General features: G+C 64.2%; 1 protein-coding gene (only partly in view). It reads right to left on the bottom strand.

Annotation, left to right across the window (positions count from 1 at the left end; genetic code table 11):
* Nucleotides 1-14,609: the start of a tandem-95 repeat protein gene (locus DCM80_RS18870; protein ID WP_257198120.1), read on the bottom strand. The gene continues 18,625 nt to the left of window position 1, outside the view; only the first 14,609 of its 33,234 coding nucleotides appear in the window; the start codon lies at nt 14,607-14,609; its stop codon lies off the left edge, out of view.

Below are 14,609 nucleotides of genomic sequence, written 5' to 3'. Positions count from 1 at the left end.
TAATTGCCCTGGAGATCGGAGGCGTCAGACAGGACGCTGACCTGCGCCGGGTCGATCGTCGCGTCGAACTCGATGACGTTGACGTCCGAGCCGTTCTCGGAGTCGTTGATCCAGTCCTCGCCAAAGCCGGCAGAGAAGCGATAGGTATCGCTGCCGAGACCGCCATACAGCCGATCGGACCCGGTTCCTCCGACCAGGATGTCGCCACCGGAATTGCTGTCCAGATAGTCGTTGCCGCCGCCGCCTTCGATGACGTCGGCGACGGTCGAGCCGTAGATGCTGTCGTTGGTGGCGCCTCCGACCATCGGGGTGCCGCCTTGATAGGGATGCTCGATCGAGCTCCAGCGCGCCCTGATATCGTCGGAATTCCAGACCGTGCCGTCGGCAAACCGGATGTCGAAATCGCCGGAGCCGAAGCCGCCGCCCCATGTGATACGGTGTTCGGTGCCCGCGACGCGCAGGATCACGTCGGCATAGGTGATGTCGCCGTTATAGCCGGCCTCGTGCTCGATGATGATGTCGCCGGACGAGATCGAAGAGTCGAAGACGATGTGGTTGACCTCGGAACCCCACTCGTAGATCTCGTCCTGGCCGAATCCGGCCGAGAAGCGGTAGGTGTCGGCTCCCTGGTTGCCCTGCATCTGGTCGTCGCCGGTGCCGCCGACGAGGATGTCGTCGCCGGTGGAGCCGTTGAGGATGTCGTCGCCGGCAAAGCCAATGATGGTAGATGCGACACCGTCGTTGGCCTCGAGCTTGTCCCAGCCGCTGGTCCCGAGAACGTCGGTGCCCTGGTCGCCCTGCAGGTTGACGCCCAGCCACGGCGCGGCGAGCGAGGCCATGTCGTCATAAGTCCAGATCGTGCCGTCCGCGAAATGGATCTCGGTGGACTCGTGCAGCCCGTTCAGCATGATCTGGTCGGTGCTGCCGTCGATCGTCAACAACATGCTCGGCGGGTATCCATCTCCTTCGAAAGTGAGATGAACATCCGCAGCGGCAATCGTCGCGTCGAATTCGATGATATCGGTGTCGTCCGCATAGTACGGCGTGACGTAAACCGTGTCCGAGCCGAATCCTGCCGAGAATTGATAGATGTCGTTACCGTATCCCCCGTCCAGCTCGTCGTGGCCGGCGCCGCCGATCAGGATGTCGGCGCCGTCTCCACCGTACAGGATATCGTTGCCCGCACCGCCGATGATGGTTTCGTTTCCGGCATCACCGTCGATGCTGTCGTCGAAGGCGGTGCCTGTCAGCGTCTGATCGGTCGCATCCCCCTGGATCGCGCTGCCCGGCAGGGCCATTGCAGCCGCAACGAGCTGGTCGCGGGTCCAGATCGTCCCGTCGTCGAAACGGACTTCATCGACACCGGCGGTTTCATCGGCATAGGCGCTGCCGATCGTGATGGAATCGTCCGAGTTGACGGATCTCAGGATCAGGTCGCCGTACTGCGAGAAGTAGACGGCAATGTCGGAGACCGCGATGGTCGAATCGAAGACGATCGCATTGGTCGCGCCGGCGTCACGGAAATCATCGATGAAATCGTTGCCGAAACCGTTGGAGAAGCGATAAAGGTCCGAGCCGGAATCGCCGATCAGGGCATCGCTGCCTCCGCCGCCATCGAAGATGTCGTCGCCTTCCGCGCCCCAGAGGAAATCGTCGCCGGCACCGCCGGTCAACGTATCGTTGCCGCCACCGCCATTGAGGGAATCGTTGTGCGCCGTGCCGGTCAGCGTGTCGTCCGAGATGGCGCCTTGCACGTTGATGCCCGGCGTCGGCGCCGCGGCGTTGACGATGTCGGCCAGCGTCCAGGTCGTTCCATCCGCGAAGCGAATGCCGGCAATGCTCTGGTAAGGATCCTCGCCCAGGGTATAGCGGACTTCGATGACGTCCTCGGTGCCCTTCACGTGCACGAGCAGGTCGTCGGTGAGGCCACCGCCCTCATACCGGTCATAGGGACGCAGCAGCTCGATGTCGGCTGGCGTCAGGCTGGAATCGAACTCGATCCAGTCGAGCCCGGTGTCGCCTGTGTCGATCCTGTCGTGGCCAAAACCCGCCGAGAACCGATAGACGTCGGCTCCAGCGCCACCGGACAGGGCGTCGTTGCCGGTCTCACCGCTCAGGATGTCGGTGCCGTCGCCTCCGTCGAGGCGATCGTTACCCGCGCCGCCGAGCAGGGTATCGTCGGTGCCACGGCCTTCGAGCAGGTCGTCCTTCGCCGATCCGCTCAGCGGATTCGGAATCGGGATATCCGACGGGGAGATGGATCTATCGTTGCCGTAGAGATCGACAACGCGGGCCAGCATCTGCTGGCGGTCGAGCACGGTGCCGGCGGCGAAGCGGATCTGCTGGATCGTGTCGAGGTCGGCGATCGTGATCCGGTCGTCGGTGCCGGCGAAGCGCAGCCGGGCCTGACCGAAATCGGAATTGCCGTTGCCGTCGGTCGAGACGTAGGCTTCCAGCACGAAATCATCGATCGAGAGCGAGGCATCGAACACGATGATGTTGTTGCTGCCGTTCGACGTCGATTCCTGAATCGTGTCCTGACCGAAGCCCGCGGAGAACCGGTAGGTGTCCGCGCCGGCGCCGCCCGTCAGCGAATCGTTGCCGGTACCACCGGTCAGGGCGTCGTCATAGGCGCTGCCCGTCAGCTGATCGTAGCCGCCGCGACCATCCAATATGGCGCCAGTCGCATAGGCGGACGCATTGAGGAGTTCGGCAGCATCGGTCCCGACGATGCCGTTGGTGGATGCCGCTCCGATCTGAGTGAGGCCGCTGCGGTCGTTGGCGTCCGCCAGCGCGAGCATGTCGGCATAGTTGAGCGTGCTGCCGTCGGCGAAGCGCAGCTGCTCGATCCGGCTCCAGTCGGTGTCGATATCCCGCTGGATGGTGATCCGGTCCTCGGTTCCGATAATGGCAATGATCAGATCCTGGCCGTTGCTGGCGCGCGTCAGCGAGAGGTCGGCGGCGGTGATTCCGGCCCCGAACAGAATCGTGTCGTTGCCGGAGTTCCAATCGCTGATGATGTCCTGGCCGTCGCCCCGGTTGAACACATAGGTATCGTTGCCGTTGCCACCACGCAGCCAGTCGTTGCCAGTGCCGCCGATCAGGATATCGTCGCCGTCGCGGCCATCGAGGATCGTATCGTTGCCGGCGCCGCCCGATATCGTATTGGCGGACTGGTCGCCGGCAAAGGTGTCGTCGCCGGTGGTCGGTGCCAGCGAACGATCGAGCAGCTGCGCATAGCTGAGCGTGCTGCCGTCGCTGAAGCGCACCAGTTCGATCCGACTCCAGTCGGTATCGATGCTTCGCTGGACAGTGATCCTGTCTTCGGTTCCCGCGAGGGCAATGATGAGGTCCTGGCCGCTATTGCCTTGCGTCACCACCACATCCGCGGCCGTGATGCCGGCGCCGAACTGGATGACGTCATTCCCATAATTCCAGTCGCTGATAACGTCCTGACCATCACCGCGATTGAAGATGTAGGTGTCGTTGCCGTTGCCGCCGCGCAGCCAATCGTTACCGGCCCCGCCGATCAGGGTATCGTCGCCGTCGCGGGCATCCGAGATGGTGTCGTTGCCGACGCCGCCCGACAGCGTATTGGCAAACTGGTCTCCGGCGAACGTGTCATTGCCGACCGTCGGCGTCAGCGACCGGTCGACCATCTGGGTATAGCTGAGCGTGCTGCCGTCGGCAAAGCGCAGCTGCTCTACTCGAGTCCAGTCGGCATCGAGGCTCCGCTGAACCGTGATCCTGTCGTCGGTCCCTGCGATGGCGATGACGAGGTCCTGGCCGTTACTGCCCTGCGTCACCACGACATCGGCAGCCGTAATGCCGGCACCGAACTGGATGGTGTCGGTCCCGGAACCCCAATCGCTGATAATGTCTTGGCCGTCACCGCGGTTGAACACATAGGTGTCGTTGCCGCCGCCGCCACGCAACCAGTCGTTGCCGGTCCCGCCGGTCAGAATGTCGTTGCCGTCACGGGCATCCGCGAATGTGTCGTTGCCGGCCCCGCCTGACAGCGTGTTGGCCGCGTTGTCGCCGTTAATCGTGTCGTCGCCCCAACCGCCCTGAAGCGGGGTAGCGCCGCTCGCGGTCAATATCTGGTTGGCAACCACCGTGAACGCGGCGCCGGCAAAATTGACGCTGGTGAGGCTGGTCGGCGAGACGTTGTCCAGCCGCAACAGCAGCCGTGCATCGGCCAAGCGCTGCGTGCCCTGCTCCGCAAAATAGATCAGCGTGTCGGAGCCGACCGCGCACGCCAGCAACGTGCCGGACAATCCTTCGGCAATCGCGATGTTGAGACTGTCGCCGGCATCGCCGCTCTTGAAATTCGTGACGACGTCGACACGGTCGCCCCAGCGCGAAAGCGGCACGAACAAGTCATATCTGTTCTGTGCGGCAGCACCGGCGAGCTCGCGCGCAAACAGGCCGGAGCCGATCTGCTCGACGGTGCCGACCGTGTCAGGGTCGACCCCGGTCCCTTGCAAGGTGGTGACCGAGAGGATCTGGACTCGCTGGTCGTTGGTTGCGCCGCCCGTGGCCGCGCCGAAGCCGTACCAGACGTCTGCATCGCCGCCGAAGAGACTGCCGACGACATCGTAAGTCTTGCTTCCGATCGGCGTTCCGTCGACGCTGTAGCTGAAGGTCTTGCTCGCCGCATCCCAGCTGATGACGACATCGTGCCAGGCGGCATCCTCGAGCTGGCTGAAGTCGTGCCGCGGATCGAAATTATCGTCGCCGGTCTGGCCGTTGACGACGAACTGGCTGAAGTCGGTCGCCTGCCCCCAGGTATCGAAGATGATGCCGAACGAGCCGGAGACCAGCGCGCCCATCCCGCCGCCGCCCGACGCCGTCAGCTCGCCTGCACTCTTGTTCTGAACTGCGAAGGACAAGCCGTCGGCGCCACCCTCGTTGGCACCGAAGAGCATCTTGGTGGTCCAGACCACGTTCTGCGAGAGGTCGATGCTGCCCCAGACCGCGCCGGCCCTGCTGCCGGCTTCCGGCGTCAATTGATAGGTGCCGTTGCCGATCTCCGTGGCCGAACCGACCACGGCGAGGCCGGTGACGGACTGCGAGACGGAATCGTAGCGGGCAAGGCCGATGGTCGAGGATCCCTGCGTTCCTCCCCCGCCGGATCCGGGCCCCGCGCCCGCGAAGACCGGGGCGGAGAACGGATCGGCCGACGGATTGCTCGGATGCAGCACCTGCTCGGCCGCATCCGGCGTCAGCGCGCGCGAGAGCAGCGTCGCCGCGCTCCATTGCGTGCCGTCGTTGAAGCGCACGACGTCGATCGGCGGCGCACTCGCCGTGGCCTGGCCGACGATCGTCAACCGGTCGTCACTGCCGACGAAACGCAGCACGAGATCGTTGCCGTCCCTGACGACCACGACGTCGCTCGGCACGATCCCGCTGTTCAGGCGCAGCGTGTCGCTGGAGCCGGTCGCGTTCGCGGCCTCGCGGATCGTGTCGCGGCCATAGCCGCGGCCGAACACGTAGGTGGTGTCGCCGATACCGCCGGCGAGCACATCGTCGCCCGCGCCACCGTCGAGGGTGATGGCGGCATCGAGCTGCGGACCGAAATCGATCGCGTCGGCGCCCGCGCCGGTCGACGCGGCTGCGTGCGAGACGATGTCGTCGAGCTGCCAGACCGTGCCGTCGGCGAATTCGAACCGCTCAACCCCGTAGTCGGTCGTGCCGGTCCCGGCCCGGAACATGTCCTTGAGCGTCAGACGATCGTCGCTGCCGACAAGGCCGACCACGAGGTCGTTCGGTCCGACCGAGAGGAAGCGGATGTCGCTCGGCAGGATGCCGGCCGCGAATTGGACCTTGTCGACCTTGGACGCATCGGTGATCTCGACATCGGCGATCGTGTCCTGCCCATCGCCGCGCCCGAAATAATAGGTATCGGTGCCACTGCCGCCTTCCAGCAGATCGTCGCCCTTGCCCCCGGTGACGACGTCGGCGCCCCTTCCGCCTTCGACATGATCGTTGCCGAGGCCGCCGGAGATCACCGAACCGATGTCGGGATTGACGAGATCGGCGGGAACGATGATGTGATCGTCGCCTTCGGTCGATCCGATCGAGGCGGCAATGTCGCGGTAGCTGAGGCTGCGGCCGTCGGCGAAGACGATCCTGGCGATGACCGGATCGATGTCGCCGGCGGGATCGACCAGCGTGACGCGATCGTCGGTGCCGCCGATCGACAGCACGATGTTGCCGTCGGCATCCCGCGTCGCGACGATGTCTTCCAGAGCAATACCCGCACCGAAGACGAGCGTGCCCTTGCCGTCGGCCGCGCCGTTGCTCTCGATCCGATCCTGACCGTCGCCGCGTCCGAACCGGTAGATGTCATCACCGCCGCCGCCGATGACGACGTCGTCGCCTGCGCCGCCGCTGAACGTCTCGCTGCGCGCGGAACCGACGATGCGATCGTCCTGCCAGGTCCCGAAATCAGCCGCCATGTCGCGAAGCTGGTCGAGCGTGAACGTCGTGCCGTCCCCGAAACGAACCGCGTCGACGCCGTTCCAGCCCCAGACGTAGCGCAGCACGATCTGGTCGGTCGAATCGGCAAAGGACAGCACCAGCTCGTTGCGCGCCGGGTCGATCTGCGAGACGCGCAGCTCGTCGGGCCGATAGCCGGTGATGGTGAGCGGGTCGTTGCCGGAGCTGTCGTCTATCACGTCGCGGCCGGCGCCGCGCGTGAAATTGTAGGTGTCGTCGCCTGACCCGCCGCTCAGGAGATCGTCCCCGGCATCGCCGGCGATGACGTCTGCGCGGCCGCTGCCGATGATAATGTCGCTTCCCGTGCTCGACTGCCCGGCAATCGCCGCCTGCACCAGCGCCGCGCCGTTCCAGGTGACGCCGTTGGCGAATTCGATGTTTGGCACGCTGCCGTTGCCGAGCGCGCCCCTGACGATCAGTTGGCTTCCCGACGAGAAAGAGACGATGAGGTCCGTCGAGTCGGTCGCGACGAGCCTGACCATCGCGTCGCTCGAGGCGTACGCCTCGAGCACGACCGTGGCGCTGGTCACGCCGGCGGGCATCTCGACGCTGTCGATGCCTTCGGAGGCGCCGATGAGGACGCGCGAATCCTGGGCCAGGATGAGGCGGTCATGGCCGGCACCGGGACGCAGCGTGCTGGCGGCGGGCAACTCCCTGAGATCGACAACATCCTGGCTGGCATTCGACAGGCCGTCGCGGATGATGCCGCGCACGTCCTCGATCGACAGCGTGGTGCCGTCGGCGAAGACGAAGCTCTCGACAGGCCTTGCGCTATAGCCGGACAGGATGGCGAGCCGGTCGGTGCCGTTGCCGATCGAGATCAGCAGATCGCCGCCGATATTGCTGAAATGGAGGAGATCGGAGGTTACGCCTTCGCCGAACACGATCTTGTCGATACCGCCGGTATCGGACACGCTGTCGCTGCCGTCACCGATGCCGAACTTGTAGCTGTCGTTACCGAACCCGCCTTCGAGGGCGTCCTGACCCGCCCCGCCGGACAGCACATCGTCGCGGTTGTCGAAACCGATCAGATGGTCGTCGGCGGCGGTGCCGGTCAGCATGCGGTCGATGATGGCTTCAATGGACAGAATTCGCCCGTCGGCGAATTCGAATTGCTCGACGCGGCTGGTCGACAAGCCGTTGACGATGGTCAGGACGTCGAGGCCGCTGCCGAGGTCGATGAGGAGATCATTGCCATTGCGGCTGGCGACGATGTCCTCGAAGCGAACGGAGGCGCCGAACACCACGCGATCGACGATGCCCGCCGTGTCCGGCCGCTCGATGATGCGGTCGAAGCCGTAGCCGGCCGAGAACGCGTAGGTGTCGGCGCGGTTGCCGCCGTAAAGCGTGTCGTCGCCCTGGCGCCCGTCCAGCACGTTCTCCTGGTCGAGCAGGCCCGTAATGACGTTGTCGCCGCGGTTGCCGCCGGCGATCTGCAGCAATTGCTCGACGTCCGAGATCTTGATGGTGGAGCCGTCGAAGAAGCGGAACAGCTCGACGCCGTCCTCGGCGTCGCGGAACTGATTGCGGATGCGCAGCGTGTCGGTACGGCCCGTGATCGAGATCAGGAGGTCGTCACCGTCCTTGGTGAAGACGACGTTGTCGCGGGTGATGCCGCCGCCGAACTGCACGACGTCGTCAACCGGCACGCGTACGCCGCGCCGGTCCGACCAGCTCGCGCGCACCCGGCGGTCGACGATGACATCCTGGCCGTATCCGGCGTCGAACTTGTAGGTGTCGCCGCCGTCGCCGCCCGTCAGCGTGTCGTTGCCGCCGCGCCCGTCGAGCGTTTCGGCGAAATTCGAGCCGGTGATGGCCTCGTCGCCGTCGGTCCCGACGAGATCGATGTCCTCCGGATTGACGTCGAGGAACGACACCGTGCGGTCGGTGAAGACGAGGTTCTCGACCGCATAGGTCTGGCCGTCGTCGCGGACATACTGGTTCTCCAGCACGAAGCGCTGGCCGGTGGCGCGGACCGTGATGATCAGATCGAGTGCGGTGCGGGAGAAGTCGACGTCGGTCGACGCGATGCCGGAGAGAATGACCTGATCGTTGCCCGAGCTGTCGAGGATGGTGTCGTTGCCCTCCCCCAGCGCCACGTAATAGACGTCGTTGCCGCCGAAGCCGACGAGGCGGTCGTCGCCGGCGCCGCCGTCGATCGAATCCGACAGCTCCTCATAGCCGTAGATGGTGTCGCTGCCGGCGGTCTTGGCGATGTCGATGTAGTGCTGGGCCAGCTTGAACCCGGTCCAGACCGTGCCGTCGCCGAACTGAATGTCCTCGATGACGTTGACGAAGCCGAGGATCGGAACCGTGGCGAGGAAGTCTTGCAGCACGACTTCGTCGGTCGTGCCCTTGATGCGCATGCGCAGCGTATCGCTGGCGCCGTCGCGCAGGAAGTCGAGATCGGTCCAGCGGATCTCGTCGACGAATTGCAGCTTGTCGTGCTGCGGCGGATCGAACAGTCCGGGAATGGAATTATCGAGCACCACGTCGCGGCCGTAGCCGCGGCCGAAGACATAGGTGTCGTCGCCCTCCTTGCCGGACAGGAAGTCGTTGCCGGCGCCGCCGTCGAGCGTGTTGGCATTGATCATGCCGTAGATCGCGTCGTCGTTCGCGGTCTTGGCGTTCTCCAGCACCTTCTGCACGATCTGCGTGAAATCGACGCTGGAGCCGTCGTCGAAGACGAAACGCTCGATCAGATTCGGCGCGACATAGTCGAGCCCGTCGCTCGAGCCGAGCGCGTCGGAGAACAGGCCGAGGCCGGTCTTGATGCCCGCGAACTGGCCCTTGATGACGAGCGTGTCACCGGTCGGTTGGCCGTCGTCGTCGAGGAAGACGATCTGCAGATCGGGGCTTTCGCCGTCGCGGATCAGCTTCAGATTTTCGAGCTTGATGCCGTTCTTGAAACTGAGGACATCGATGCCCGCCTTGACCGGCCCGAACGAGAAATTGCCGAGGTCGTCGATGACGTCCTGCCCGTCGCCGGCCTGGAAGACGTAGATGTCCCCGCCGGCGCCGCCGCTCATGTAATCGTTGCCCTTGCCGCCCCAGAGGATGTCGGCCGAGCCCGAGCCCATCAGATTGTCGTTGAACTGTCCGGCGGCACGCTCCCGGTCGAGCACCTCCATCGACATGCGGAAGCGGTCCCAGGCCACGCCGTCCGCGAACACGATGGCGCTGACGCCGGAATCGACCCGCTTGCCGTTGCTGAGGAGCTCGTTGTTCTCGCCGAGGAACTGGTCGGTCAGGCGAATGGTGTTGGTGCGGCCACGGATCTGCAGGATCAAATCTTCGCCGTCTCGGATCGCCTTGACGTCGGTCGAGAGCACGTCGGTGAGGCGCAGCTCGTCGCTGTCGCCAAAGTCCTTGTCGTCGATGAGGTCGTCGCCCGAATTGCGCCCGACGAAATAGTAGTCGGCGCCTTTGCCGCCGCGCAGGGTCTGGTTGCCCGCGGTCATGTAGAAATAGTCGGTCGCATCGGTGCCGTCGACGATGACGTCGCCGGCCGCGTGGGTGATGACGCGCTCGTCGCTGATGCCGAGCGCGTGCGCGACGCCGCGGATGTCGAGGTCGACGCCGACGGTCTCGAAGGCCGGCAGCATCATCTGCATGATGAAGGCCTGGTTGACCGCGAGCGTGGAGCCGCCGAGATTGCCCTCGCCGGACGGGTGATAGTCTGGATAGACCTGCGCCAGAATTCCGTTCCACTGCGCCAGATAGTCGAACACGGCATCGTCAGTGTTGGCGGCCGGCGCGCCGGCGAAGATCGCCTCGAACATCGGGGCGAGCTCGCGGTTGGTCGTCGGCTTGTAGCTGTCGGAGCCGAGATCGTAGGTGACGCCGCGGAAGAAGTCCTTGAGGCCGCCCTGCATCGCGATGCGCACCGCATAGCGGCGCGAGGTCGCGATGTACTCGGTCATGACCGGCTGCAGCATGTCGATCATGGTCGCGATGCCGGAGACGTAATGCGCCGGATCGGTCGACAAATTGGCGCTGCCGCCGGGGCCGACGGCATAGGCGATGTGCCCGGTCGCATTGTCGAGCTGCGCCGTCAGCATTTCGGGACGGAAATCGATGCCGCCGAGCGAGGTCGCGAAATGGAATTGCGCCGGCGTCAGCATCTCGACGCGGTAGGTGGAATCGTCGGTCGAGTTCACCTCGTCGAGCGTATCGAAGTCGACCGCGTAATTGCGCAGGTTGAATTCGCGGGAATCGCCGGTCTTCCATTCCAGCTGCAAGGCGCGGTCGAGATTGCGCGCCCAGACGTAGAAGGTGCCGTCCTGGTCGGTCACCTCGACGGTGTAGTCGACGGCGATGCCGTCGGTGAAGCGGACGCCGATCTTGTCGACGGGAAGGTCGGCATAGGGGTTGAAGCCGAGCTGCTCGGTCCGCCATTCGGTGCCGGTGGGATGGGCGAGCGCGAGAATGGCGTCCTTGCTGGCGTAGCTGGTGGCGGCATCGGAGGCGAGCTTCCAGCTGCCGTCGGCCTGCTTGATGCCGTAGTCGAGGACCACGGCGCGCCCGTTGACGACGCTCATCAGATAGGGCGCGGCATCGCGATCGGTCAGCGCGGCGTCGCGGTCGGACGGCGACCAGGTCTGCTCCAGACGCCAGCCCGCGCCGGACGCCGCCGCCTGCGCCAGCACGTCCTGCATGGTGACGCGCGGGATCGGCTGGCCCTGCGCATCGAGCACCGGCGCGCCGGAGGCGAGCGTCCAATAGCCGCCCTGGCCGTCTTCGACATAGACGCCGCGGTCAAGCAGCACGGCCTTGCCGTTCGCGTCGGTGCCGACCAGCACCGGCGTCAGCTCGCGCGTCTGCTCCAGCGCCGCGCCCCAGGCGCCGAGCACCTCGCCGACCTGCGCCACCAACGTGCGCAGCTTGGGCGTCGTCATCGCCGCGGCCGTGGAGGTCACGAGCTCGCCGAGCGCGATGTCGTTGGCGGCGGCGACCGCGAGGTTGGTCACCCGCCCAAAGCCCTTGACGTCGAGCGTCGAGCCCGACTGCCAGACCGCCCGGCCTGCCTCGCCCGCATATCGGGTGTCGGTGTCGTTCGAGGCCAGGATGGCATCGTACATGCGCCTGACGGCACCGCTCTGGAAGGTGATGTCGCCGACGCCGGTCAGCCGCGCGCCGTCGGGCGTCGTGATGTCGATCGCGGTGGCGCCGAGATCGATGCTGACGATGCCGAGCTGATCGAGCGTCTTCAGCTCACCGGCATCGGTGAAGCCATCACCGTCGAGATCCTGCCATACCCTGAGTTCGGACCAGAGCACGTCTGCGGTCGTGATCCTGCCGTCGCCGTTGGAATCGAGGGTGGTGAGCTGCGCAAATCCGGACTGCCCGACGCCGCCGAACATTTCCGAGATATCGTCGATCCCGCCATTGCCATTGAGGTCGCGGACCAGGAAACCGTCGTTCCCGCTGAGCCAGCCGGTGCGCTCGGCAAACAGGTCGTGGTCGACATCGAAATAGACCTGGCTGACTCCGAGGTCGGTCGTCTCGATGCCGTTGCCATCGAGGTCGATTACCAGCGGATCGGCGCCGTCGGCCCATTTCATGCCCTTCGCAAAACGCGCTGCGGCGGCGCTCAGGGTCACGGCCTGATCGATCAGGGTATTGCCGCCATATTGGGCGGCAATGGCAATGCCGTACACCCCGAGCAGCGGCTCGAGCAGCGTCATCAGATCGGCGATCGGATTGGGCGCCTTGAACACCATGCCGAAGGTGCCTTGGCCGGTGAGCTCTGCCTGCTGGAATCCGATGTAGCTGCCGACGAGATCGAAGTTCTCGATCTTCATCCAGCCCTTCAGGATGCCTTGCGCATCCAGCGCCTGCTGCGCCTTGTAAGCGTCGCTCGCGGTGCCGCCGATGACGGCCGTGAACAACTGGTCGAACTGGTTGGTGACGTACATATCCAGCCCGCCGCGGGAATTGGGCCGGAACGCGTAGGTCATCCACGGCAGCAGATGATCGAAATAGATCGACTTCGCCGGATCGTATTTGCCGCCGTTCGCGGCAGCCGTGGCCAGGAAATTGGTGTAGCCGACGACGGCACCTACGCCGCCGAACGCCGCGAGACCAGCGATGCCGCCCTCGGCGTTGCCGCCGGTGAGGGTCAGACCATAGAACTTGAGGATATCGTGGTGCTGCGCGTCCTTGACGATGGTGTTGGCCGAGTACCAGATGTTGTCGGAGTTCTCCTTGGTGTCCTCGACCTTGAGCGGGATCGTCTTGGGCGTACCGTCCGGATTGAGAACGGGATTGCCGTCTGCATCGAGGACGGGCTGATCCGAAAGACCCCCGATCGTGTCGCCCCAGATGATGCCGCCGTTCGAGGTGTTGTAGATCCAATCGCGACCAAGGCCACCGGCTGTCGTCGCCTTCTCACCTCCGGCAACAATGACCCAATCGTTTCCAACCCCGCCGTCGAGAGTAAGATTTAGATCGCTTTGCGCAACCTGCCGCGTGTCTGGCTGGCCCGCCGGGGGAGGCGATCCGATCTTCTCGCCAGCGTGGAGGATCGTTGGGAACACTCCTACGAGGACGTCGTCGCCTTTTCCGCCGAATCCCGCGCCATATCCGGAGTGAAACAACCAGTCGTTCTGATCACCGCCGAGCAGAATGGCGTCGTCTGATCCCCATAGGGCCGCGTTTTTCTCATTGTAAGTGTAGCCCGCCCCGCCGGCGCCGACGACCTGGAACGTATCGATGGCGATCTGAGTAATGCCGGCCAGAAGCTGTTTCGCTTGCGTTGCGGTTGGCAGAAGACTTGCCGCCTCCTTGAGGTAAGAGGCCGCGGCTCCCTCAAAGCTCTTCATATAGCCGAGGACGGTCGACGCAGATTTATAGAGGATCGAATCCTGCTGGTCGGCGTACGCTTCAACGAGATTGGTGGCGACGCTGCGCACGCCCAGATAGAGGCCCGCCCCCATGAAGGCGACGACTCCGGCGGTCCCCCACACCGGAGAAGTCGAGATCGCAAGGCTCGCCAAGCCGCCAACGACGGGGATAGCAACCGCCGTTATCAGCGCCGTCTTCGCGGCCCAGGCAAAGAACGGTGCCGTAAATCCGCCGGCCTTCTTGTATTCGGCAACGCCATCAAGGACGCCTAGCAAGGCGCCGATCGCAGCGCCGGTCAGCTTCAAGGAGTAGCTTGCGGGATTGCCATCAAAGTGAAGCAGGCCGACCGTGTCGTTCCAAGCCTGCTTGTAATAACCCAGGATGGATTTGCCGGTCTTTACCAGTTGCTCGGGGAGTCCTTCGAAGTAGTCGGAGAAGGTGGTCAGGAAGGAGTTCTGCCATCTGCCGAGTTGTTTCGTAACCGTTTCGGCGACGCTTTCGCCGACGGCGGAAGCCCCCGCGATGAATTTGCGCCAAGCCTCACTGATCGAAGACTCCGGCGTGTTGATGCCTTGGCCACCCGCCGTCGCAAGTCGTTTGAATTCGTCTGCCAGCAGTTGATTGCGATACGTCCGGACGACGTTGTCTTCTAACAGCAGGTTCTTGTAGTAGTCCTCGCCTGCATTGTTGTAGCGCAGGACAATTTCCTTGTTGGAAAGGCCTTTCGCGCGAATGTAGCCGATTTCATCATTGAACGCACTTGCGCCAATGTGATTGGCAAATCCTTCAGTAACCGGCGGCGCCGTTACGGCTTCCAGGCCAACTCTGGCCAGAGCCTCCTGACTGAACGTAGCTGAGGCTCGAACTGTGCGGCCGTTTACTGTGTCGTAGAATAGCTCCGCGCCGGAATTGTAGATCTTTGAACTGAAATCGTTCGCAAACTTGGAAAGATAAAAAGCGCTTCTTGCATAGTCATTCAGGCCGGCAGTGCTGGGCAGCGCTGCTTTCACGCTGGCAAAGCTTTCGCCGTTGATCGTCGAGATCTTGGCGCTCTTGAGGATTTCCGGAATTTCCACGGCGGCATGCACACCAGCTGGGGAAGCCGTGCGGCCGATAATTGTCGTGATCGGGCCTTCGGTGAGTGCCGTAAAAGTTTTCGAAACCGGGTTGAATGCGTCGACGGCCGCCTGCTCGAAAACGCTTGCAGCTCCGTCGAGCGGGATTCCGGCAAGACCATTGTTCTGCGTGATGCTGATCAGCAA

It is taken from the genome of Bradyrhizobium sp. WBOS08 (assembly GCF_024585125.1).
Classification (GTDB): domain Bacteria; phylum Pseudomonadota; class Alphaproteobacteria; order Rhizobiales; family Xanthobacteraceae; genus Bradyrhizobium; species Bradyrhizobium japonicum_B.
This window is presented reverse-complemented; position numbering and strand designations above follow the sequence as displayed.